We start from the raw sequence: 22346 nt of genomic DNA, 5'->3' as shown, positions 1-22346 counted from the left end.
TGACGTGGGGCACGGGGGTGCGATGCTCGCCCAACAACGCCAGGCGGCGATCCTCGACCGCGTCCGGGCGACCGGTGGGGTGCGCGTCGGTGAGCTGGCCAACGAGTTCGGTGTCTCCGACATGACCATCCGGCGTGACCTGGACCTGCTGCACGAGCGCGGCCTGCTGGCCAAGGTACACGGCGGCGCCACCGTCGCCGGGTCCACGGACGAGCCCGGCTTCCAGGCCAAGTCGGTGCGCCAGCAGGCCGAGAAGGCCGCCATCGCCACCGGCGCGGCGCGACTGGTGCACCCCGGCGCGGCGATCGCGCTGTCCGCCGGCACCACCACCGCCGAGCTGGCCCGACGGCTGGTCGACGTGCCGTCCCTGACCGTGGTGACCAACTCGTTGCCGGTCGCCGACATCCTGCACGACCAGGGCCGGGACGACCAGACGGTGGTGCTCACCGGCGGGGTGCGGACGCCGTCGGACGCGCTGGTCGGGCCGCTGGCCGTGGCCGCCGTCCGGTCCCTGCACCTGGATCTGCTCTTTCTCGGCGTGCACGGGGTGACCGACCGGGCCGGTTTCACCACGCCGAACCTGATGGAGGCGGAGACCAACCGCGCCCTGGTGGCCGCCGCCGACCGACTCGTGGTGCTCGCCGACCACACCAAGTGGGGAACGGTCGGCCTCTCGGCCATCGCCCCGCTGTCCGACGCGCACGTGATGGTCACCGACGACCGGCTGGCACCGGAGGCCCGTCGGCTGCTCGGCGACCGGGTCGGTGAGCTGCTCGTGGTGCCGGCGACCGGTCCCGGAGGGCTGCGATGAGGCGTACCGCGATCAGGCTGGCCGACGGCCGCGAACTGATCTACTTCGACGAGCGGGACGATGCCGTCCGGGATCAGCCGGACCGGCGTGACCTGCCTCCTCCCCCGCCCGCCTCCCAGCTCCGCTACGACCCGCTCACCGACGAGTGGGTGGCGCTGGCGGTGCACCGGCAGACGCGTACCTTCCTCCCGGCGGCCGACCAGTGCCCGCTCTGCCCCTCCACCGACGAGTGGCTCAGCGAGATCCCCGCGCCCGACTACGACGTGGCGGTCTTCGAGAACCGTTTCCCGGCCCTGAGCGGCAACCTGGTCGACGAGCCCACCGAGATCACCCCGTTCACGACGGTCCGCCCCGGGCAGGGGCGCTGCGAGGTGGTCTGTTTCACCGACGACCACCATGGCTCCTTCGCCGGCCTGCCGCCGCACCGGGTCCGCACCGTGCTCGACGCGCTGGCCGACCGGACCGTCGCGCTGGGCCGGCTGCCCGGCGTGGAGCAGGTGTTCTGCTTCGAGAACCGGGGGGTGGAGATCGGGGTGACCCTGCACCACCCGCACGGGCAGATCTACGCGTTCCCGTTCGTCCCGCCGCGTACCCGGTCGCTGCTGGTCGCGGCCCGGCGGCACGCGGAGCGCACCGGCGGCCGGAACCTCTACGCCGACGTGCTCGCCGCCGAACGCGCGGCCGGCGAGCGGGTGGTGGCCGGCAACGGACACTGGACGGCGTACGTACCGGCCGCCGCCCGCTGGCCGTTCGAGGTGCACCTCGCGCCGCACCGGCCGGTGCCCGACATCCCCGCGCTGAACGAGGCCGAGCGGGACGCCTTCGGCCCGCTCTACCTGGATCTGCTGCGCCGCTTCGACGGCCTGTTCGACGCGCCCATGCCGTACATCGCTGCGTGGCATCAGGCGCCGGTACGCCGCGACCGGGAACTGGGCCACCTGCATCTGCAACTGTTCAGCGTGAAGCGGGCAGCGGACAAGCTCAAGTTCCTGGCCGGCACGGAGTCCGCGATGGGCGCCTTCAGCAACGACATCGCCCCGGAGCAGGCCGCCGCCCGGCTCCGCGCCGTCTGAGCCGGCCCGCACGGGGGCCGGACAACAGGGCGCGGGGGGCCCGGGACAGGGCCCCCCGCAGGGAAGGGACGGCTGGCTGTCACGACAGCCGAGGAAGGCTGGCTGCTGGGCACGCGTGCCGCGCGGCGGCGACGGTCAACCTTCCAGGACGGGACTGGCATCTCGTCCACCCTGGTCAACGAGGCGCGCCGGATCGGGTGACGCGGTACGGCGTGTCCGCCCGCGCCGTGCCGGAGAAGACCGCGAGCCCACCGGCGGTCAGCCGGCAGGCTCGCGGGAATGCGGACGGGACTCAGGCGGCCAGGCGGCGCGCCAGGTTCTCGTCGAGCGTGTTCATGAACTCGTCGGTGGTCTGCCACGGGGCGTCCCGCGAGATGAGCAGCGCCAGGTCCTTGGTCATCTGCCCGCTCTCGACGGTGGAGACGATGACCTGCTCCAGGGTGTTGGCGAACTCGGTGACGGCCGGGGTGCCGTCCAGCTTGCCCCGGTGTGCCAGGCCCCGGGTCCAGGCATAGATCGAGGCGATCGGGTTGGTGGAGGTCTTCTCGCCCTTCTGCCACTGCCGGTAGTGCCGGGTGACGGTGCCGTGCGCGGCCTCGGCCTCGACGGTGCGGCCGTCGGGCGAGAGCAGCACGGAGGTCATCAGCCCGAGCGAGCCGAAGCCCTGCGCGACGGTGTCCGACTGCACGTCACCGTCGTAGTTCTTGCACGCCCAGACGTAGCCACCCTCCCACTTGAGGGCGGCGGCGACCATGTCGTCGATGAGCCGGTGCTCGTAGGTGAGGCCCGCGGCGTCGAACTCCGCCTTGAACTCGTTCTCGAACACCTCGGCGAAGATGTCCTTGAACCGGCCGTCGTACGCCTTGAGGATGGTGTTCTTGGTCGACATGTAGACCGGGTAGCCACGGTCCAGGCCGTAACGGAACGACGCCCGGGCGAAGTCCCGGATCGAGTCGTCGTAGTTGTACATGCCCATGGCGATGCCGCCGCCGGGGAAGTTGGCGATCTCCATCTCGACCGGGTCCGACCCGTCGGCCGGGGTGTAGGTGATGGTGACCGTGCCCGGGCCGGGGACCACGAAGTCGGTGGCGCGGTACTGGTCGCCGTGGGCGTGCCGGCCGATGATGATCGGCTTGGTCCAGCCCGGGACCAGCCGCGGCACGTTCGACATGATGATCGGCTCGCGAAAGACGACGCCGCCGAGGATGTTGCGGATGGTGCCGTTCGGCGACCGCCACATCTTCTTCAGCCCGAACTCCTCCACCCGGGCCTCGTCCGGGGTGATGGTGGCGCACTTGACGCCGACGCCGTGTTCCTTGATGGCGTTCGCAGCGTCGACGGTCACCTGGTCGTCGGTGGCGTCACGGTGCTGAATCGAGAGGTCGTAGTAGTGCAGGTCGACGTCGAGGTAGGGCAGGATCAGCTGCTCCCGGATCTGCTTCCAGATGATCCGGGTCATCTCGTCGCCGTCGAGTTCCACGACCGGGTTGTTTACCTTGATCTTCGCCATCGGCCGGCGCTCCTCTCGGGGGACACGTGCTCAAGCAGTACGAGCGTACTGGATCGGTCGGGACGAGGACGCCGCGCCCACCGACCAGCCGGGAACGACCACGGGCCCGGCGAGAGTTACCCCGCCAGGCCCGGCGCATGCGCTGTGGATCAGTCAGCCACCCGGACGCGTGGATCACATGTTGGCGACGTCGGCCTGCTTGGCGCGGACGGCCTCGGCGGCCTCCTTGAGGCTGGCCAACTCGTCGGCGTCCAGGTCGGTCTCGACCACCCGCTTGACGCCCTCGGCGCCGATCGCCGCCTCGACACCCAGGTAGACGCCGGAGATGCCGTACTCACCGTCGACCCAGGCGCAGACCGGCATGACCTCGCCCGAGTCCTCGGCGACGGCCTTGGCCATCCGGGCGGCGGCGGCGGACGGGGCATAGTACGCCGAACCGGTCTTGAGCAGGGCGACCACCTCGGCCCCACCGTTACGGGTGCGGACGACCAGGTCCTCGATCTGCTCGGCCGGCATCACCTCGCGCAGCGGCTGGCCGTTCACGCTGCTCTGCGACGGCACCGGGACCATCGTGTCGCCGTGCGAACCCAGGGTCAGCGTCTTGACCGACTTCACCGGCACCTGCAACGCCTCGGCGACGAAGTTGCTGAACCGGGCGGTGTCCAGCATGCCGGCCTGCCCGAGCACCCGGTTGCGCGGGAACTGGGTGGCGATCTGGGCCAGCGCGGTCATCTCGTCCAGCGGGTTGGAGACCACGATGACGACGGCGCTCGGGGCGTACTTGGCGACGTTCTCGGCGACCTGGCGAACGATCTTGGCGTTGGTCTCCAGCAGGTCCATCCGGCTCATGCCCGGCTTGCGCGGCAGGCCGGCGGTGATGACGACGACGTCGGAGCCCTCGATGCCCTCGTAGCCCTCGCCGTTCGGGCCGGTGGTGACGCCGACGACCTTGGTCTCGAAACCCTCGACCGCACGGGACTGGTTGAGGTCGAGGGCGATGCCCGCGGGCTTGCCGTCGATGATGTCGGTGATGACGACGGTGTCGAAGACGTCGTACTCGGCCAGGCGCTGCGCGGTGGTGGAGCCGTAGAATCCGGCGCCGACGACAGTGACCTTCTTACCCATGGTCGTCCCACTCCCTGCTACCAGTCGGTTTTCCGGACGGTATCAGCCATCCTGGCACCGAGCAGGCCAGGGCGGACGATAATGAGCCCGACTTCACCTCAGCCGCGCTCGGCCCGCTCGACCACGTTGGTCAGCAGCATGGCCCGGGTCATCGGACCGACCCCGCCGGGCATCGGCACCACCTTGCCGGCCACCTCGAAGACCTCCGGGGCCACGTCGCCGGTGTAGCGACCCTTGCCGTCGGAGCCGATGACCCGGGTGATGCCCACGTCGACCACGACCGCGCCCGGGGTGACCATCTCGGCGGTGAGCAGGCCGGGCACGCCGGCCGCGACGATGACGATGTCGGCGGCGCGGGTGTGCGCGGCCAGGTCGAGCGTGCCGGTGTGGCAGAGCGTCACGGTGGCGTTCTCGCTGCGCCGGGTCAACAGCAGCCCGAGCGGACGACCGACGGTGTTGCCTCGGCCCACCACCGCGACGTTGGCGCCGCGCAGCGGCACCTCGTGCCGGCGGAGCAGCTCCACGATGCCGCGCGGGGTGCACGGCAGCGGCGCGTCGTAGCCGAGCACCAGCCGACCCAGGTTGACCGGGTGCAGGCCGTCGGCGTCCTTCTCCGGGTCGATCAGTTCGAGCACCCGCTGCGTGTCCAGATGTGCCGGCAGGGGCAACTGGACGATGTAGCCGTGGCACGCCGGGTCGGCGTTCAGCTCGGCCAGGGTCCGGTCGACCTGTTCCTGGGTGGCGTCGGCCGGCAGCTCCCGCCGGATCGAGGCGATGCCGACCTCGGCGCAGTCACGGTGCTTGCCGTTGACGTACGCCTGGGAACCGGGGTCGCTGCCGACCAGCACCGTGCCCAGTCCCGGCACGGCGCCCCGTTCCGCCAGGGCCTTGACCCGCGTCCGCAGCTCGTCCTTGATCTCCGCCGCGGTCGCCTTGCCGTCCAGAAGCGTCGCCGTCACGACCTGATCGTCTCACGCCCGCCACCGTCGTCTCCCCCGACCTGGCGGGTTCGGATGTACCGCGACGGTCAGTGGAAGAAGTGCCGGGTGCCGGTCAGGTACATGGTGACGCCGGCCTGCTTGCAGGCGGCGATCACCTCCTCGTCCCGGATCGAGCCGCCCGGCTGCACGATGGCCCGGATGCCGGCGTCGATGAGGATCTGCGGGCCGTCGGCGAACGGGAAGAAGGCGTCCGACGCCGCCACCGCGCCGCGCGCCCGGTCGGCACCGGCCCGGTTGACCGCCAGCCGCGCCGAGTCGACCCGGTTCACCTGGCCCATCCCGACGCCGACCGTCGCGCCGTCCTGCGCGAGCAGGATCGCGTTGCTCTTCACCGCGCGCACCGCCCGCCAGGCGAAGGCCAGATCGGCCAGGGTCGCCTCGTCAGCCGCCTCGCCGGTGGCCAGCCGCCACGTCGCCGGGTCGTCGCCCTCGGCGTCGATCGCGTCGCGGGCCTGCACCAGGACGCCACCGGTGATCTGCCGCCACTCGGCCGGCAGCGGGCGGAACTCCGGTGCCCGCAGCAGCCGGATGTTCTTCTTGGCCTGGAGCACCTCGGCGGCCCCCGGCTCGTACCCGGGCGCCACCACGACCTCGGTGAAGATCTCGGCGATCTGCCCGGCCAGTTCGACCGAGACCGGCCGGTTCACCGCGATGACGCCGCCGAAGGCGGAGACCGGGTCGCAGGCGTGCGCCTTGCGGTGCGCCTCGGCCACGTCCGCGCCGACCGCGATGCCGCACGGGTTCGCGTGCTTGATCACGGCCACCGCCGGCTGGTCGGCGAAGTCGTTCGCGGCCCGCCAGGCGGCGTCGGCGTCGACGTAGTTGTTGTACGACATCTCCTTGCCGTGCAGCTGCTCGGCCTGGGCCAACCCGGCCGGGCTCGCCGGGTCCGCGTAGACCGCCGCGCCCTGGTGCGGGTTCTCGCCGTACCGCAGCACCGCCTGCCGGCGCAGCGCCAGCCCGGCGAACTCCGGCCAGCCGTCCTCCGCCGGGGCCAGGGAGGTGGCGAACCAGTCGGCGACCGACACGTCGTACTCGGCGATGTCGGCGAAGGCACGGGCGGCCAGCGCCCGTCGCTGCGCCAGGGTGAAGCCACCGCCGTCGAGCGCGGCCAGCAGCAGCGGGTACGCGGCCGGGTCGGTCACCACGGCGACCGAGGCGTGGTTCTTGGCGGCGGCCCGCACCATCGCCGGACCACCGATGTCGATCTGCTCGACGCACTCGTCCTGGCTCGCGCCGGAGGCGACGGTCTGCTGGAACGGGTACAGGTTGGACACCAGCAGGTCGATCCCGGCGATGCCGTGCTCGTCGAGCTGGGCGACGTGGGTGTCCTTGCGCAGGTCCGCGAGGAGTCCGCCGTGGATCTTCGGGTGCAGGGTCTTCACCCGGCCGTCGAGGATCTCCGGGAATCCGGTCACCTGCTCCACGGCGGTTACCGGCACGCCGGCACCGGCGATCGTCGACGCGGTGCTGCCGGTGGAGACGATCTCCACACCGGCGGCGTGCAGCGCGCGGGCCAACTCGACCAGACCGGCCTTGTCGTAGACGCTGACCAGTGCCCGCCGGATCGGGCGGCGCCCGTCCTCGATGGAACTCACGGAACTGTGACCTTTCTCCCGGTGATCGTCCAACCCTCGCGGACCAGCCGGCCCACCTGCTCGACGAGTTGCTGCCGCTCGGCTTCCTTGATGCGCTCGGTGAGCGTGTCCACGTCGTCGTCCTCGTGCACCGGCACCGCCACCTGCGCCACGATCGGGCCGGTGTCCATTCCGGCGTCGACGAAGAAGAGCGTCGCGCCGGTGACCTTCACGCCGTAGGCGAGCGCGTCCCGTGGGCCGTGGATGCCGGGGAACGCCGGCAGCAGAGTGTTGTGCGTGTTCAGGTAGCGGTCACCGAAGGCGGCGAGGAAGGAGGGACCGACCAGTTTCAGGAACCCGGCGGAGACGACCAGGTCGGGCCGGTGCTCGGCGACCCGCTCGGTGAGCGACGCGTCCCACTCGTCACGGGACGGATGGTCCTTGAGCCGCGCCACGAAGGTCGGTACACCGGCGGCGGCGGCCCGATCCAACCCGGCGATGCCGTCACGGTCCGCGCCCACCGCGACCACCCGGGCCCCGTACGCCGGGTCGGCGGTCGCGTCCAGCAGCGCCTGCAGGTTGCTGCCGGAGCCGGAGACGAGGACGACGATGCGGGCGGGCTCGATCACCGGCACACCCTATCCGGCGGCGGATCGGCGCTGGTCCGTGCCCACCCGATGGGCCACGTACCATTCGCCGGCTGCCCAGGTCGCACGGACCGGGTACGCTGCCGGTCGCTTGGGACCGGCGCATGCCCGGCCCGCACCCGTCAGCGACACGTACGTGAGGAGCACGTCATCATGCAGCCCGGATACCCCTCCCAGCCGCCCCAGCAGGTCGACAACAACATGACGATGTCGATCGTCGCCATCTTCCTGTTCTGGCCGCTCGCGATCCCCGCGATCATCAACGCGTCGAAGGTCAACCCGCTGCTCCAGCAGGGTGACCACGCCGGCGCCCAGGCCGCCGCCGCCGAGTCGAAGAAGTGGTCCAAGTGGGCCATCATCGTCGGTGTCGCCTGGCTCGTGATCGTGCTGCTCTGCTGCCTGGGCGGCGGCGTCCTCGGCTCGCTCAGCGGCACAAACTGAGTCGCTGAGCCCTATGCAGCCCGGTAGCCCCGGTCAGGACCCGTACGGCCAGCAACCGCCGTACGGGGATCCGACTGCGCCACCTCCGCACAACCCGTACGCGCCGCCGCCGGCCAATCCCTACGCACCGCCGCCGGCCAACCCGTACGCCACACCGGAACCGCACACGCCTGTGCCCGATCCGTACGGCCAACAGCCGGCCTCCCCCGCGCCGTACGACCCGTACGGTCAGCAGCCGCCCACCTCCGGGCAGCCCTACGACCCGTACTCGGCACCGCCCTACGGTCAGCCCCCGGCCTACGGGCCGCCGCCCACGTCGGGGCAGCCGTACGGCCAGCCCTACCAGGACCCGTACGCCCCGCAGCCGTACGGCGCCGCGCCGATGTACCCGCACGCGGGCTTCGCCGGCTCGGGGGGACAGCAGAACACCCTCGGCCTGGTGTCGATGATCCTCGGCATCGTGTCGATTCCGCTGGTCTGCTGCTACCTCGGCATCCCGCTGGGGTTGGCCGCGGCCATCACCGGCTGGATGGGCAAGCAGAAGGCCGATCAGGGCCTGGCCAGCAACTCCGGGCAGGCCCTCGCCGGCCTGATCTGTGGTGGCGTCGGCATTGTGCTGGGCGTGCTCCAGATCGTGCTGTTGATGATCGGCTTCGCATCCGGCGCCTAGATTCGCAGTTGACGCCTAGCCAAGGCTGGTCGAGGGGCGCTCCGCACTGCCGGAGCGCCCCTCGCCCGTTCCTGGCGTTCCCGCTCCGGTGCCGGTCGGCCCCGGCGGTCAGCCCGGGTGCCGGGTGAGCCAGCGGGTGGCCGCCGCGCCGAGCACCGCCCCGCCGGCCGTGATCAGCGTCGCGGCTAGCGCCACCTGCCAACCGACCGGGCCGACCTCGGCCAGCCGCCCGGCGCCCAGCGGCCCGCCGGAGACCTCCGCGAGCACCCCCAGGAGCACCCCGGCCACCGGGCCGACAAGCACGGCCGGCATGAGCAGCCGCCGCCAGGGCAGCGGTGCGCGTTCGGCGCCGGTCGACCGGAGCAGGCGGCGGGCCAGCAGCCACCCGGCGGCCATGCCGACCAGGACCGGCATCGCGAGGACCACGATCGACCCGGGCCCGTCCACCGGCCCGTTCGGCAGCCCGGCGAACAACGGCAGGGCCGGTAGCGCGCCGACGGCGACCTCGCTGGTGCGGACCACCGTGTCCGTGCCGACGGCGAAGCCGGGCCCGAGCAGGTAGCTGGTGGCCCAGACGGTGGCGTTGGGAGCGTAGGCCAGGCTGACCAGTGTGATGCCCGCCTGGCCGGCCACGCCGGTGCGGTAGGCGCCGATCAGGTCGGCCGCGTCGCCACCGCCGGTCGCCACGGCCAGTCCCGCCCCCGCCGCCCCCGCGCCGAGCAGCACGAGTGCGGCCACCATGCCGGCGCGGGCCCCTTCTCTTACGGGCGACGGCACCTGCCCGGCGAGCGCCTCGGCCAGCCCGGTCGTCCGAGCCGCGCCGAGACCGGCGGCGAGCGTGCCGAGCACCGCGAGCGTCACTCCGGCCCGCGACCACGACACGCCGGAGTCGACGAGCAGCGCGGCGAGCACGCCGATCAGGCCGTACCCGACGCCGACCGCCGCCGCGACGGCCAGCGTGCGGCCCGGCGACCGGCTGCCGCGCGCACCGACCGCGCGGCTGGCGTGCACGCCGGCCCGGGTGAGCCGCCAGATCGCCAGTACGGTGACCGCGAGCGGGGCGAGGCCCAGCGGGCCGGCGGCGGTCTCCAACGGCACCCCGTGCCCGAGCAGCCATCCGGCCGCCCCCGCGCGGACCGCGCCCAGCAGGGTGGCGGCACCTTCGCTGAGCTGGAACAACCAGAGGGCGAACGCCACCGGCAGCCAGGAGGTGAGCGCGGCCCCACCGGCGGCCACCAGCGCGGCGACCGCGAGCGGCGGGTGACGGCGGCCACCGGGCACGCCCCGTTGCACCGGTACCCGGCGGGGCGGGCCGGCGCGACCGGGCGGCCGGGCACCGACTCCTCGGGCGTCGGTGGCCCGGCGGGGCTGGTCAGGGGTGACGGGGGACATCGCCTCTACTCTGGCATGCCGGGCCCGTCTCGGCTGTCCGGACACCACCCCGTCCGGTGGTGAGTTCGCCTGATCCGACGTGCCGGCCGCACGGTCCGGGCTAGCCTCGGCTCAGGGCCGTGACCGACGTCGTGGCAGGTAGTGTCCGGAGGGAAGCAGTGAACGCTCCGTATCCACCGCCCCCGCCGCCGCCGGCAGGGCGGGACCGCACCACGCTGTGGGGCGTGCTGGGCATCGTGACCGGGGTGCTCTGCTGCGGCATTCTCGGCATCGTCTTCGGCTGGTTGTCGCTCCGCGACGCACGCCGCTATCGGCACTCCCCGGTGTTGGGCTACGTCTCGATCGGCCTGGGTGTGCTCAACATCGTGGGCAGCCTGATCCTGTCCGCCACGGGCAACTACCCGTACTGGAACCGCTGAGGGGCCGACCTTCCGGTCGGCCCCTCGAAGACTGTCGTGCCGGCTCAGCCGGCGGACATGATCTCGCGCATCAGCTTGGCGGTCTCGGTCGGGGTCTTGCCGACCTTGACGCCGACCGCCTCCAGCGCGGCCTTCTTCGCGTCGGCGGTGCCCGCCGAACCGGAGATGATCGCGCCGGCGTGCCCCATGGTCTTGCCGGGCGGGGCGGTGAAGCCGGCGATGTAGCCGACCACCGGCTTGGTGACGTTGGCCTTGATGTACTCGGCCGCCCGCTCCTCGGCGTCGCCGCCGATCTCACCGATCATCACGATGGCGTCGGTGTCCGGGTCGGCCTCGAACGCGGCCAGCGCGTCGATGTGCGTGGTGCCGATGATCGGGTCGCCACCGATTCCGACGCAGGTCGAGAAGCCGATGTCCCGCAGCTCGTACATCATCTGGTAGGTCAGCGTGCCGCTCTTGCTGACCAGGCCGATCCGGCCGCTGCCGGTGATGTCGGCCGGGATGATGCCGGCGTTGGAGGCGCCCGGCGAGGCGATGCCGGGGCAGTTCGGCCCGACGATCCGGGTCCGCTCGCCCTTGGCCGTGTTGTACGCCCAGAAGGCGGCGGTGTCGTGCACCGGCACCCCCTCGGTGATCACCACGGCCAGCGGGATCTCGGCGTCGATCGCCTCGATGACCGCGCCCTTGGTGAACTGCGGGGGCACGAAGATGACGGTGACGTCGGCACCGGTGTCCTTCATCGCGTCCGCGACGCTGGCGAAGACCGGCAGTTCGGTGCCGTCGAAGTCGACGGTGGTGCCCGCCTTGCGCGGGTTGACGCCACCGACGACGTTGGTCCCGGCGGCGAGCATCCGCCGGGTGTGCTTGGACCCCTCGGAGCCGGTCATCCCCTGGACGATGACCTTCGAGTCCTTGGTCAGCCAGATAGCCATTGTCAGACCCCCGCAGCCGCCAGCTCGGCGGCCCGCTCGGCCGCGCCGTCCATGGTGTCGACCCGCTGCACCAGCGGGTTGTTCGCGCTGTCGAGGATCGCCCGACCAGCTTCGGCGTTGTTGCCGTCCAGCCGCACGACGAGCGGCTTGGTGACCTGCTCCCCGCGCTGCTCCAGCAGGGCCAGCGCCTGGATGATGCCGTTGGCGACCTCGTCGCAGGCGGTGATGCCACCGAACACGTTGACGAAGACGCTGCGGACCGACGGGTCGGAGAGCACGATCTCCAGGCCGTTGGCCATCACCGCGGCGCTCGCGCCGCCGCCGATGTCGAGGAAGTTGGCCGGCTTGACGTTGCCGTGCCGCTCTCCGGCGTACGCGACCACGTCGAGCGTGGACATGACCAGGCCCGCGCCGTTGCCGATGATGCCGACCTCGCCGTCGAGCTTGACGTAGTTGAGGTCCTTCTCCTTGGCGGCCTGCTCAAGCGGGTCCACGGTCGCCTGGTCGACCAGGGCCTCGTGGTCCGGGTGCCGGAAGCCGGCGTTCTCGTCCAGCGAGATCTTGGCGTCCAGCAGCAGCAGCGTGCCGTCCGCGGTCTTGGCCAACGGGTTGACCTCGACCAGGGTGGCGTCCTCGGCGACGAACGCCTTCCACAGCCCCACCGCGACGTCGACGACCTGGTCGGCGACCTCGGCCGGGAACCCGGCAGCGGAGACGATCTCCCGGGCCTTGGCCTCGTCCACGCCCTTGACGGCGTCGATCGGGGCCTTGACGACCTTGTCCGGGGTGTCGGCGGCGACCTGCTCGATGTCCATGCCACCCGCGACGCTGGCGATGCAGAGGAAGGTACGGTTCGCCCGGTCGAGCAGGTACGAGAAGTAGTACTCCTCGGCCACGTCGGCGGTCACCGTGATCATGACCTTGTGGACCGTGTGACCCTTGATGTCCATGCCGAGGATGTCGGTGGCGCGGGCCACCGTCTCCTCCGCGCCCTCGGCGAGCTTGACGCCGCCGGCCTTGCCTCGCCCGCCGACCTTCACCTGCGCCTTGACGACCACTCGGCCGCCGAGGCGATCGGCGATCGCGCGGGCCTCCTCCGGGGTCGTGGCAACGCCGCCGGCGAGCACGGGCAGACCGTGCCGCTCGAACAGGTCCCGCCCCTGGTATTCGTACAGGTCCACGATTGCGCGTCCCGTCCCGTCTCCGCGGCGCACCGTCGCGCCGCCACCAGCGTATGGAAAGAAAACAGTGCGGCGCCTGACATCAGTTGAAGTTGATGCAGACCGCTGAACCCTCGCACGGCCCGAGCCGCACGGCACTCGCGCACCGCGCCCGCCTCGTTGGTCCGTCGGACCGTGGGCAGAGGTTGTGCGGGGTTCACTGGGCGCAGCCTAGCGATGTCGGCACGGGCGGCAACCGAGCGGGTGCGGGGTGTGCGGTAATCCACAGCCACCACCGACGCTGTGTCACCGGCCCGCGCCGCGCCGCAGCGGGCCGGCGAGGTGTCACCCGTTCGGGCGATCTCGCCGGGCCGGGCAGGGAACCGGACGCCGGTGCGTAACCCGGCCGGCAGGGCCTCGTTGAGTCAGGTGTCGGAGCGCTGAACGGCGCGAGGACGCGAGCGGCCGATGCCCTGTCGGTCGAGGGGTGGCGGCGGGGCATCGTGCATAGAGGGGCCGGACGTGTGAGGGGTGCGTCCGGCCCCTCCCCTTGCGCGTGGTCGCGTCAGCTCACCGGCTGGGCGACGTTGCTGCGGACCCACTCCACGATGGACTGGGTGGTCGCGCCCGGCGGAACAGCGTCATGTGTGCGCCGGAGAGCACCGAGAGGCCGATCGCGTCGGCGTCCTCCTGGATGGCGGTCTCCACGATCTGCTCCGGCGTCTGGTGCAGGCCGGTGTAGATGACCTCCATGCCAGCGTCCCGGAGAGCGCGGGCCACCACCTTGGCCCCACGGTCGTGGCCGTCCAGGCCCGGCTTGGCGACGACGACCCGAACACGAGAGCTCATCTGCGCATCCCTTTCACCGGCTCTGCGGCTTTCACCTGAACGAACGGTAACCCGCGCCACCGGGCTCGGGGAACCGGGGCCAGGGCAGGCGGACGAACCCGCCGTCGCGGCGATCGCATGCAAAGGCACGACCGACGCAGTCCGGGTCAAGGAGGACGACTCCGCCGATCGGTCACGGTGTGCGACGAACGGATGATGACGAGGACAGCCGACCAGTGCCGCGAGCTATGACATTAATGGACGGAAAGGGACAGAAAGGAGCAACGAATTCGGCGCTCCGGCTTGTGACTCGACTGGCGGTTGGCTACCGTGTCCACGGTTGTCATCAGGTTTGCGGACGGGTGACGACGCGACCAGCCGGCGGACGGATCACAGATCCGGACGGCGGCCGACCGCCTCGGAACCCCGACAACGGAGGGTATGCGTGCGCCAGCGCCTGTCGTCTGAGCCCGACCGATATCGCGGCCGCCGCCGCGTACCCACCCCCCCGCGTAGCCGCTACGCCGCAGTCGTCACCACCGCCTTCGTCGGTGCCGGCGTGGTCGCCCTGGGTGCCGGCGCACTGCCGGACGCCAAGAGCGTCGAACAGTCGGTGCTCGACGAGCTGAAGCAGGCGTCGATCAGCAGCCAGGGCGCTGCCGAGCGGGCCGACGCCGCCGACCGGGCCTCCCGGGACGGCCGGAACACGCCGGAGAGCATCGAGGACTCCGGCGTCTGGCTGCTGCCGCTGCAGGGCTACGACTTCAACTCCCCCTACGGAATGCGCTGGGGCAAGCTGCACAGCGGCATCGACCTGGTCGCGCCGGAGGGCACCCCGTACGTCTCGATCCACGAGGGCACGGTCACCAAGGCCGGTTGGTTCGGTGGGTACGGCAACGCCGTGATCGTCCAGCACCCCGACGGCAGCGAGGCGATCTACGGCCACTCCTCGGCCGTCAGCGTCCGGGAGGGCCAGCAGGTCAAGGCCGGCGACCAGCTCGGCCTGGTCGGCAACACCGGCCACTCCTACGGGGTCCACCTGCACCTGGAGATCCATGTCAACGGCAAGCCGCTCGACCCGGTGCCGTGGCTCCAGGAGCGCGGAGTGGACATCAAGCTGCAAGTCGAGGCAATTTACAGCGAGGTAGCGGAGTCCTGACACCACGTTGCACCCGTTAACCGCCCGGATCGATCGATCCGGGCGGTTTTCTGTACGCGGACGGGACCGGAAGTGTCCCAGCCCACAACCAGCACTGTGGCCGAGAGCACAGCTCACCCGACCCACGGACCCGGTCATCCGGCGGCAACCGTGGACAGAACCTGGCAGCGCACCCGCCGCCGCCGATCCCCCGTCCCACCCCCGGTACCCGACACGCACCCGGCCGACACCAGGATTTCCAGGTCACGTACCCCTCGATCCAGTGAGGTCCGCCCCGTGCAGGACGACAGCTCCACCCCGAACCGCAACCTTCCCCACGCCCCCGCTCGGCATCGCCGCCGCATCGGCCGGCACGGCCGCCGGCTGGCCGTCGGCGCGGTCGCCGTACTGGGACTCGGACTCGGTGGCGTCGTCGTGACCAACCTCGACGACAGCCCGACCCCGAGCCCCGTCTCGCTCGACGCGCAGGCCCGCGCCGAAGCCGCCGCCCGCGCGAAGGCCACCGACCAAGCCGACCGCTCGGCCCGCGGGTCGGCCACCCCGGCCACCCCGGAGAGCCCGAGGCCGACCCCGACGGCGAGTCCGACCGCGACACCCAGTGCGAGCCCGACCGCGAAGCCCCGCCCGACGGCGACCAAGGCCAGCAAGGCCACCACGAAGACCACCAAGAGCACGGCGCCGAAGCCCGACTGGGTGATCCCGATGGCCGGTGCCACCGTCACCTCGTGCTACGGCCCCCGCTGGGGCACCCTGCACGCCGGAATCGACTTCGCGCTGCCCGCCGGCACCCCGGTTCGGGCCGCCTCCGGAGGCACCGTCACGAAGGCCGGCGACGTCGGTGACGGGTACGGCATCTCGGTCGTCATCGACCACGGCAACGGCTACCTCACCCACTACGCCCACCTGAGCACCACCCGGGTGAGCGTGGGCGGGAAGGTCAGCACCGGCCAGACCATCGGCCTGGAGGGCTCCACCGGTGACTCCACCGGGCCGCACCTGCACTTCGAGGTGCACCAGGGGCAGATGTGGAAACAGATCGATCCGGCGCCGTTCCTGCGCGCCCGGGGCATCGACGTGGCGTGCTGACCTGAGCATCCGGCGCACCGGCCCACCTCAGGGCCGGTGCTCCGACGCCTCAGAGCTTGTCGATCGGGGCGTGCCGCAGCACCAGCCACAGGGTCTGGTCGCCGAAATCGATCTGCGCGCGAGCACCCGGACCGTGCCCCTCCACCGTCACCACCCGGCCGAGTCCGTACCGCTGGTGGTTGACCCGGTCCCCGGCGATGACCTTGGTGCCCTGGGGCAGTTCGCTCGCGGTGGCCAGCCGGCTGCCGTCCACGCCGAGCTTGCGGGCCAGTTGGACCGCGCGGGGCGTACCTCCGGCGAAACCGCCGCCCGCCCGGTCCGCACGACCGCCCACGCCACCCCCACCGCCACCCCAGGAGGTGTACGACCCCTCCGTGCGCTCCCAGCGGACCAGCTCGGTCGGCAGCTCCTCCAGGAACCGCGACGGCGGGTTGTACGCCGGCTGCCCCCACGCCGACCGGGTCACCGCCCGGGACAGGTAAAGGCGCTGCCGGGACCGGGTGATGCCCACGTACGCCAGTCGCCGCTCCTCCTCCAACTCCCGGGTGTCGCCCAGCGAACGCAGGTGCGGAAAGACGCCGTCCTCCAGGCCGGTCAGGAAGACCACCGGGAACTCCAGACCCTTGGCGGTGTGCAGGGTCATCAGCGTGACCACGCCCTGGTAGGGCGCGGCGTCGTCTGCCTCGGCGCCGTCAGGTGCCGAGCCGGGATGCGCAGGTATCTGGTCGGCATCGGCCACCAGGGCCACCTGCTCCAGAAAGCCGGCCAGCGAGGCCCGCTCCCCCTCCGCGCCGGTCGCCTCGATCCGTTCGGTGTACTCCCGGGCCACACTGACCAGTTCCTGGAGGTTGTCCACCCGGCCCGCGTCCTGCGGGTCCAGGCTCTCCTCCAGCTCGGTCAGATAGCCCGAGCGGGTCAGCACCGCCTCCAGCACCTCCTCCGGGGTGCCGTCCACAGCCAACTCCCGGGCGGAGTCGAGCAGCGCGACGAAGTCGGCGATGCCGTTGGCCGCCCGGGTGGAGATGCCCGGCGCGTCCTTGGCCCGGCGCAGCGCGGCACCGAAGGAGATGCGGTCCCGGCCGGACAGTGCCTCCACGCACGCCTCGGCCCGGTCACCGATGCCCCGCCGGGGCGTGTTCAGGATCCGGCGCAGACTCACCGTGTCGTCGTCGTTGACCACCGCGCGCAGGTAGGCCAACGCGTCGCGGACCTCCTTGCGCTCATAGAAGCGCACCCCGCCGACGACCTTGTACGGCAGGCCGACCCGGATGAACACCTCCTCGAAGACCCGGGACTGCGCGTTGGTGCGGTAGAAGACCGCCACGTCCCCCGGCCGGGCCTCGTCGGCGTCGACCAGCCGGTCGATCTCCCGACCCACCCAGTCCGCCTCGGCGTGCTCGGTGTCGGCGACGTACCCGACGATCTGCTCGCCCGGCCCGGCGTCGCTCCACAGCCGCTTCGGCTTACGCGAGGTGTTGCGGTCGATCACCGCGTTGGCCGCGTTCAGGATGGTCTGGGTGGAGCGGTAGTTCTGTTCCAACAGGATGGTGCGGGCGTCACCGAAGTCGCGTTCGAACTCCAGGATGTTACGGATCGTCGCGCCCCGGAAGGCGTAGATCGACTGGTCCGCGTCGCCGACCACGCACAGCTCCGCCGGTGCCAGGCCCTCCGTGCCGGCGACCAGCTCCTTGATCAGGACGTACTGCGCATGGTTGGTGTCCTGGTACTCGTCGACGAGCACGTGCCGGAACCGGCGGCGGTAGGTCTCGGCGACGTGCGGGTGCGACTGGAGCAGGTGCACCGTCGTCATGATCAGGTCGTCGAAGTCGAGCGCGTGTGCCTCGCGCAGCCGTCGCTGATACAGCGTGTACGCCTCGGCCAGCGCCCGCTCGTTCGGCCCCGAGGCACGGTCGGCGAAGGTTTCCGGGTCGACCAGTTCGTTCTTGAGGTTGGAGACCTGGGCCGCCAGACCCCGCGCCGGGTAACGCTTCGGGTCGAGGTCGAGCTCGCGGGTGACCATCTGCATCAACCGGCGCGAGTCGTCGGCGTCGTAGATCGAGAAGGTGGACTTGAGCCCGGCGTGCTCGTGCTCGGCGCGCAGGATCCGTACGCAGGCGGAGTGGAACGTGGAGACCCACATCAGCCGGGCGCGCGGACCGACCAGGGCGGCGACTCGCTCCTTCATCTCACCGGCGGCCTTGTTGGTGAAGGTGATCGCGATGATCTCGCCGGGGTGCACGTCCCGCGCGGCGAGCAGGTACGCGATCCGGTGGGTCAGCACCCGGGTCTTGCCGGAACCCGCTCCGGCGACGATCAACAGCGGCGAGCCGGCGTGGGTGACCGCGTCCCGCTGGGGGCCGTTGAGTCCCGCCACCAATTCTGACGGGTCGAGGCGACCGGGAGCCGGCCGGCGCGGCGGCAGCGCCCGGTCGGGCTCGGGCGCGGACGGGGACGCGGGGATGTCGAAGAGAGGATGCATCGCAGGGCGAGTCTATGCCGCCGCCCCGACATCCCCGCCCCTGGTGTAAGGAAGGGTCCCCTACTAACGCCTCGTGTATAGGAAGGGTCCCTTCCTTACCCGGGTTTCCTTGCGCGCTGACTGCTGCTGAGGGCATACTCGACGGCGTGTTCGACCAGCGCTTCTACTTTTACTACGGCTCCGGGAGTCCGGCAGCCGTAGGCCGCGCCTGATCGACAAGGCCTACGAAAAGCCCCGGGCTCGCGGAGCCCGGGGCTTTTGTCGTCCCGGGATCCGGGCACCGGGCACCACACCGTGAGAGGTACCCGAAGATGACAGACGTGATGGAGCAGAACGGCGTCCCAGGCGAGCCCGGCACGGCCCCGAACGGCACCGGCCCGGAGGATCGCACCGGCCCCGGCGCGGGCACTCCCGGTACCGGCACCGCGGGTGCGGACACCCCGGGCACCGGCACCGCCGAACCGGGCGCCGCCGCCCGGATCGCCGAGATCCGGGTACGGATCGACGAGATCGACCGTACGCTCGTCGAGCTGTGGCAGGAGCGGGCCGCCCTGTCCCGCGAGGTCGGCGCGACCCGGATGGCCTCCGGAGGCACCCGGCTGGTGCTCTCCCGGGAACAGGAGATCCTGGAGCGCTTCCGGGTCGCCCTCGGCGCCGACGGCACCCAGTTGGCCCTGCTGCTGCTGCGGGCCGGTCGCGGCCCGCTGTGACCCGGGCGGGTCGATCGGGGTGACGCACCGGAAGGCGTCCACAGCGGACGTCGGCAGGCCACGCGGCCCGGACGCGGACCGGGGCGCCGGCCGCTGGTGACGGCCGACGCCCCGAATCACTGAGGAGGCACTACCTTCACCGCCGCTCCCGGTTTGGATGACCGGCCACGACGGCGTCTGTGTGGCTACTCCGTCGCGTGCACCACGTCGCGTACCTCGGCGAAGTGGCAGGCGCTCGGGTGGCCGGACTTGTCCCTGACCTGCAGCAGTGGCTCCTCCTCCGCGCAGACGTCCTGGGCCTTCCAGCAGCGGGTACGGAACCGGCAGCCGGACGGCGGGTTGGCCGGCGACGGCACGTCGCCGACCAGGACGATCTGGTCACGGTGCCCACGCAGCTTCGGGTCCGGCACCGGCACCGCCGACAGCAGCGCCTGGGTGTACGGATGCGTGGGCGTCTCGTAGATCTCGTCCTCGGTGCCGATCTCGACGATCTTGCCGAGGTACATCACCGCGACCCGGTCGGCGATGTGCCGCACCACGGACAGGTCGTGAGCGATGAAGATGTACGACAGACCCAACTCGTTCTGGAGCTTCTCCAGCAGGTTGATCACCTGCGCCTGGATGGAGACGTCCAGCGCCGAGACCGGCTCGTCGCAGAGGATGATCTCCGGGTTGAGCGCCAGCGCCCGGGCGATGCCGATGCGCTGCCGCTGACCGCCGGAGAACTGGTGCGGGTAGCGGTTGATGTGGTCGGGGTTCAGGCCGACCAGTTCCAGCAGCTCCTGCACCTTGGGCCGACGCTGGCCCTTGGGCACCACGTCCGGGTGCACCTCGAACGGCTCGCCGATGATGTCACCGACGGTCATCCGCGGGTTCAGCGAGGTGTACGGGTCCTGCATCACCAGCTGGATGTTCCGCCGGCCCCGACGCCGTTCCTCGGCGCCGACCTTGGCCATGTTCTTGCCCTGCACGAACAGGTCACCGGAGGTCGGCGTCTCCAGACCGACGAGCAACCGGGCCAACGTGGACTTGCCGCAACCGGACTCGCCCACGATGCCGAGGGTCTCGCCGCGCCGCAGCTCCAGGTTGATCCCGTCGACCGCGCGGACCGCGCCGATCTGCTTCTTGAAGACGATGCCCCGGGTGAGCGGGAAGTGCTTGACCAGGTCGCGGGTCTCCAACACCACGTCACTCATCGCCCTTGACCTCCTTCCAGAAGTGGCAGGCAGCCGTCCGGCTCGGCGACACCTGGTACAGCGGCGGCGCCGGGTCCTGCTTGCAGACGTCCTGGGTGTACCGGCACCGAGGGTTGAAGGAGCAACCCGGCGGGATGTTCGTCAACGCCGGCGGCAGACCCTTGATGGCGCTGAGCTCCTGACCCTTCAGGTCCAGCCGAGGAATCGACTCCAGCAGACCCTTGGTGTACGGGTGGGCCGGGGTGGCGTAGATGTCGTTCACGCCGGCCTCCTCGATGACCCGGCCGGCGTACATGACGGAGATCCGGTCCGCCACGTCGGCCACCACACCCATGTCGTGGGTGATCAGCACCAGCGCCATGTTCCGTTCCCGCTGGAGCTCGGCCAGCAGGGCCATGATCTGGGCCTGCACGGTCACGTCCAGCGCGGTGGTCGGCTCGTCCGCGATGAGCACCTCGGGGTCGAGCGCCAGCGCCATCGCGATCATGACGCGCTGCCGCATACCGCCCGAGAACTGGTGCGGGTAGTCGTTCACCCGCTGCTGCGCCGCCGGGATCTTGACCAGATCGAGCAGTTCGACGGCCCGAGCCTTGGCGTCCTGGCGGGACATGCCCCGGTGTTTGCGGAACAGCTCACCGAGCTGGAACCCGACCGTGAAAACCGGGTTCAGCGCGGAGAGCGCGTCCTGGAAGATCATCGCGATCCGGTTCGCGCGTACCTTGCGACGCTCGGACTCCGGCAACTTGAGCAGGTCGACACCTCGGTAGAGGATCTCGCCACCGGTGACGAATCCGGGCGGGGTGTCCAGGATGCCCATGATCGCCTGAGCGGTCACACTCTTGCCGCAGCCCGACTCGCCGAGGATCGCCCGGGTCTCACCGGCCCGCACGTCGAAGCTCACCCCGTTGACCGCGCGCGCCACGCCGTTACGAGTACGGAACTCCACCTGCAGGTCCTTGACCTGAAGCGGCAACGCGTTCGGGTCGAGACCCGGCAGCGCGTCCAACTTGACGTTCACATCAGTACTCATGCCACTCACCGGAACTTCGGGTCGAGGGCGTCACGCAGGGCGTCACCCATGAGGATGAAGGAGAGCACCGTGCCGACCAGCAGACCACAGGGGAAGAGCAACAGCCACGGGTCCTCCAGGAAGTAGACCTGGTGCACCGAGATCATGATGCCCCACGACTGCGCCGGTGGCTGGAGCCCGACGCCGAGGAAGGTCAGCGTGGCCTCCGCGGCGACGAACGAACCGAGCACGATGGTGGCGTACACCAGCATCGGGGCGATCGCGTTCGGCAGGATGTGCCGGAACATCAGTCGCGAGTTACGGGCACCGACCGCCTTGGCCGCGTGCACGTAGTCCAGGTCCTTCGAGGAGATGACGCTTCCTCGGGTGATCCGGGCGATGGTCGGCCAGGCGAGCAGGAACAGCACCAGGGTGAGAGTCCATTCGTTCTGCCGCTTGATGACCGTGAGGAACACGATCGCGCCGAGCAGGAACGGCAGCGACAGGATGATGTCCATCAACCGGGAGATGATCGCGTCGACCCAGCCGCCGTAGTAGCCGGCGAGCAGGCCGAGCGTGCCACCGACCAGCACGATGCCACCGGTCGCCGCGACCGCGATGACCATCGACGGCCGCGCGCCGTAGATCGCGTGCGAGTAGTAGTCGCAGCCCAGGATGTCGAACCCGAACGGGTGCTCCCAACTGGGCGAGATCCGGGACCGGTCGGTGTTGCAGGCCCGCGGGTCCTGGCTGGTCCACAGCTTCGGGAAGGCCGCCATCGAGCCCACCACGAGGATGTACAGGAAGGCGATCATAAAGACCGGGTCGCGCAGCAACTGCCGCCGGGCGTCGGCCCAGAGGCTGGCACTGCGCTCCTTGCCACCGACCGGCGCATCGGTCGTTGGGCCGTCACCGGCCACCGGTGCCCCGCCGACGGCGGTGCCCGCGCTCGTCAGGTCACTCATGCCGACGCTCCGCTCCGCTGCGCGCCGCCATGAGACACCAATACACCGAGCCTGATGATTCGCTCGCTACGCTCACTCATGCCGACGCTCCGCTTCGCTGCGCGCCGCCATGAGACACCAACACACCGAGCCTGATGATTCGCTCGCTACGCTCAC

The 22346-nt window shown here is 71.0% G+C and carries 20 protein-coding genes and 1 pseudogene; 8 read left to right on the top strand and 13 right to left on the bottom strand.

What is annotated here, in order from left to right; translation table 11 throughout:
- Positions 1–22 precede the first annotated feature (22 nt).
- Both ID554_RS19755 and galT read left to right on the top strand, forming a co-directional pair.
- Positions 23–811, top strand: a complete 789-nt coding sequence (locus ID554_RS19755) for a DeoR/GlpR family DNA-binding transcription regulator (RefSeq protein ID WP_117226135.1) — start codon at positions 23–25, stop codon at positions 809–811.
- Complete coding sequence (gene galT / locus ID554_RS19750) at positions 808–1884, top strand: galactose-1-phosphate uridylyltransferase (protein ID WP_117226136.1); 1077 nt, start codon at positions 808–810, stop codon at positions 1882–1884. The genes ID554_RS19755 and galT overlap by 4 nt, the downstream gene beginning before the upstream one ends.
- A gap of 292 nt (positions 1885–2176) precedes the next feature.
- Here the strand turns inward: galT and ID554_RS19745 are convergent, their stop codons facing one another.
- From ID554_RS19745 to purN, 5 genes are all read right to left on the bottom strand, one after another.
- The gene (locus ID554_RS19745; RefSeq protein WP_117226137.1) at positions 2177–3394 is read right to left on the bottom strand and encodes an NADP-dependent isocitrate dehydrogenase; all 1218 of its coding nucleotides are present in this window, start codon (positions 3392–3394) and stop codon (positions 2177–2179) included.
- A gap of 174 nt (positions 3395–3568) precedes the next feature.
- Positions 3569–4519 (bottom strand): malate dehydrogenase, encoded by a 951-nt coding sequence (locus ID554_RS19740; RefSeq protein WP_117226138.1) that lies wholly within the window; start codon positions 4517–4519, stop codon positions 3569–3571.
- Between the two features lie 98 nt (positions 4520–4617).
- Complete coding sequence (locus tag ID554_RS19735) at positions 4618–5478, bottom strand: bifunctional methylenetetrahydrofolate dehydrogenase/methenyltetrahydrofolate cyclohydrolase (RefSeq protein ID WP_117226139.1); 861 nt, start codon at positions 5476–5478, stop codon at positions 4618–4620.
- Positions 5479–5546: 68 nt separating this feature from the next.
- Positions 5547–7118 carry a bifunctional phosphoribosylaminoimidazolecarboxamide formyltransferase/IMP cyclohydrolase gene (purH, locus tag ID554_RS19730; protein ID WP_117226140.1) on the bottom strand — a complete coding sequence of 524 codons (1572 nt, stop codon included), beginning with the start codon at positions 7116–7118 and terminating at the stop codon, positions 5547–5549.
- Entirely contained in the window at positions 7115–7732 is a 618-nt protein-coding gene (gene purN / locus ID554_RS19725) for a phosphoribosylglycinamide formyltransferase (RefSeq protein ID WP_117226141.1), read from the bottom strand. The genes purH and purN overlap by 4 nt, the downstream gene beginning before the upstream one ends.
- A 165-nt stretch (positions 7733–7897) precedes the next feature.
- Between purN and ID554_RS19720 the strand changes: the two genes are divergently transcribed.
- Together ID554_RS19720 and ID554_RS19715 are read left to right on the top strand one after the other, a co-directional pair.
- On the top strand, positions 7898–8185 hold the full coding sequence (locus tag ID554_RS19720; protein ID WP_117226142.1) for a CD225/dispanin family protein: 288 nt from the start codon (positions 7898–7900) through the stop codon (positions 8183–8185).
- 13 nt (positions 8186–8198) lie between these two features.
- On the top strand, positions 8199–8855 hold the full coding sequence (locus ID554_RS19715) for a DUF4190 domain-containing protein (protein ID WP_117226143.1): 657 nt from the start codon (positions 8199–8201) through the stop codon (positions 8853–8855).
- Between the two features lie 108 nt (positions 8856–8963).
- Here ID554_RS19715 and ID554_RS19710 read toward each other — a convergent pair whose 3' ends face one another.
- On the bottom strand, positions 8964–10247 hold the full coding sequence (locus tag ID554_RS19710) for a cell division protein PerM (protein ID WP_117226144.1): 1284 nt from the start codon (positions 10245–10247) through the stop codon (positions 8964–8966).
- 158 nt (positions 10248–10405) lie between these two features.
- Here ID554_RS19710 and ID554_RS19705 point away from each other — a divergent pair, with 158 nt between their 5' ends.
- Entirely contained in the window at positions 10406–10666 is a 261-nt protein-coding gene (locus ID554_RS19705; protein WP_117226145.1) for a DUF4190 domain-containing protein, read from the top strand.
- A gap of 44 nt (positions 10667–10710) precedes the next feature.
- Here ID554_RS19705 and sucD read toward each other — a convergent pair whose 3' ends face one another.
- From sucD to ID554_RS19690, 3 genes and pseudogenes are all read right to left on the bottom strand, one after another.
- Positions 10711–11598 carry a succinate--CoA ligase subunit alpha gene (sucD, locus tag ID554_RS19700; RefSeq protein ID WP_117226146.1) on the bottom strand — a complete coding sequence of 296 codons (888 nt, stop codon included), beginning with the start codon at positions 11596–11598 and terminating at the stop codon, positions 10711–10713.
- A gap of 2 nt (positions 11599–11600) precedes the next feature.
- Positions 11601–12779 (bottom strand): ADP-forming succinate--CoA ligase subunit beta, encoded by a 1179-nt coding sequence (sucC, locus tag ID554_RS19695; RefSeq protein ID WP_117226147.1) that lies wholly within the window; start codon positions 12777–12779, stop codon positions 11601–11603.
- Between the two features lie 606 nt (positions 12780–13385).
- Positions 13386–13607, bottom strand: a pseudogene (locus ID554_RS19690) (cobalamin-dependent protein); the annotation flags it as partial.
- A gap of 424 nt (positions 13608–14031) precedes the next feature.
- Between ID554_RS19690 and ID554_RS19685 the strand changes: the two are divergent.
- Positions 14032–14745, top strand: a complete 714-nt coding sequence (locus tag ID554_RS19685; RefSeq protein ID WP_117226148.1) for a M23 family metallopeptidase — start codon at positions 14032–14034, stop codon at positions 14743–14745.
- Between the two features lie 276 nt (positions 14746–15021).
- A complete protein-coding gene (locus tag ID554_RS19680; RefSeq protein WP_117226149.1) occupies positions 15022–15831 on the top strand; it encodes a M23 family metallopeptidase in 810 nt (269 codons plus the stop codon).
- Between the two features lie 49 nt (positions 15832–15880).
- Here ID554_RS19680 and pcrA read toward each other — a convergent pair whose 3' ends face one another.
- Positions 15881–18310: a DNA helicase PcrA gene (pcrA, locus tag ID554_RS19675; RefSeq protein ID WP_117226150.1), complete on the bottom strand. Its 2430-nt coding sequence runs from the start codon at positions 18308–18310 to the stop codon at positions 15881–15883.
- A 311-nt stretch (positions 18311–18621) separates the two neighbouring features.
- On the opposite strand from pcrA, the gene ID554_RS19670 reads away from it, so the two are divergent.
- Positions 18622–19020 (top strand): chorismate mutase, encoded by a 399-nt coding sequence (locus ID554_RS19670; protein WP_223884157.1) that lies wholly within the window; start codon positions 18622–18624, stop codon positions 19018–19020.
- Between the two features lie 185 nt (positions 19021–19205).
- Here ID554_RS19670 and ID554_RS19665 read toward each other — a convergent pair whose 3' ends face one another.
- The 3 genes from ID554_RS19665 to ID554_RS19655 are packed head-to-tail and all read right to left on the bottom strand — an operon-like array spanning position 19206 to position 22190.
- Positions 19206–20216 (bottom strand): ABC transporter ATP-binding protein, encoded by a 1011-nt coding sequence (locus tag ID554_RS19665; protein WP_117226152.1) that lies wholly within the window; start codon positions 20214–20216, stop codon positions 19206–19208.
- On the bottom strand, positions 20209–21246 hold the full coding sequence (locus ID554_RS19660; RefSeq protein ID WP_117226153.1) for an ABC transporter ATP-binding protein: 1038 nt from the start codon (positions 21244–21246) through the stop codon (positions 20209–20211). Before ID554_RS19660 ends, ID554_RS19665 begins: the two co-directional genes overlap by 8 nt.
- Before the next feature lie 5 nt (positions 21247–21251).
- On the bottom strand, positions 21252–22190 hold the full coding sequence (locus ID554_RS19655; protein ID WP_117226154.1) for an ABC transporter permease: 939 nt from the start codon (positions 22188–22190) through the stop codon (positions 21252–21254).
- Positions 22191–22346: the final 156 nt, after the last annotated feature.

Origin of the sequence: Micromonospora craniellae (assembly GCF_014764405.1) — a bacterium.
In the GTDB taxonomy this organism is placed as follows: Bacteria; Actinomycetota; Actinomycetes; order Mycobacteriales; family Micromonosporaceae; genus Micromonospora; species Micromonospora craniellae.
Note: the sequence above shows the minus strand (reverse complement) of the source record. Positions and strands in the feature narration are given on the sequence as shown.

What these genes read in the sequence shown, in the direction of transcription:
- ID554_RS19755 (WP_117226135.1), top strand. Translation starts at nt 23, where the DNA reads ATGCTCGCCCAACAACGCCAGGCGGCGATCCTCGACCGCGTCCGGGCG.
- galT (WP_117226136.1), top strand. Translation starts at nt 808, where the DNA reads ATGAGGCGTACCGCGATCAGGCTGGCCGACGGCCGCGAACTGATCTAC.
- ID554_RS19745 (WP_117226137.1), bottom strand. Translation starts at nt 3,394, where the DNA reads ATGGCGAAGATCAAGGTAAACAACCCGGTCGTGGAACTCGACGGCGAC.
- ID554_RS19740 (WP_117226138.1), bottom strand. Translation starts at nt 4,519, where the DNA reads ATGGGTAAGAAGGTCACTGTCGTCGGCGCCGGATTCTACGGCTCCACC.
- ID554_RS19720 (WP_117226142.1), top strand. Translation starts at nt 7,898, where the DNA reads ATGCAGCCCGGATACCCCTCCCAGCCGCCCCAGCAGGTCGACAACAAC.
- ID554_RS19715 (WP_117226143.1), top strand. Translation starts at nt 8,199, where the DNA reads ATGCAGCCCGGTAGCCCCGGTCAGGACCCGTACGGCCAGCAACCGCCG.
- ID554_RS19710 (WP_117226144.1), bottom strand. Translation starts at nt 10,247, where the DNA reads ATGTCCCCCGTCACCCCTGACCAGCCCCGCCGGGCCACCGACGCCCGA.
- sucD (WP_117226146.1), bottom strand. Translation starts at nt 11,598, where the DNA reads ATGGCTATCTGGCTGACCAAGGACTCGAAGGTCATCGTCCAGGGGATG.
- pcrA (WP_117226150.1), bottom strand. Translation starts at nt 18,310, where the DNA reads ATGCATCCTCTCTTCGACATCCCCGCGTCCCCGTCCGCGCCCGAGCCC.
- ID554_RS19670 (WP_223884157.1), top strand. Translation starts at nt 18,622, where the DNA reads ATGACAGACGTGATGGAGCAGAACGGCGTCCCAGGCGAGCCCGGCACG.
- ID554_RS19665 (WP_117226152.1), bottom strand. Translation starts at nt 20,216, where the DNA reads ATGAGTGACGTGGTGTTGGAGACCCGCGACCTGGTCAAGCACTTCCCG.
- ID554_RS19660 (WP_117226153.1), bottom strand. Translation starts at nt 21,246, where the DNA reads ATGAGTACTGATGTGAACGTCAAGTTGGACGCGCTGCCGGGTCTCGAC.
- ID554_RS19655 (WP_117226154.1), bottom strand. Translation starts at nt 22,190, where the DNA reads ATGAGTGACCTGACGAGCGCGGGCACCGCCGTCGGCGGGGCACCGGTG.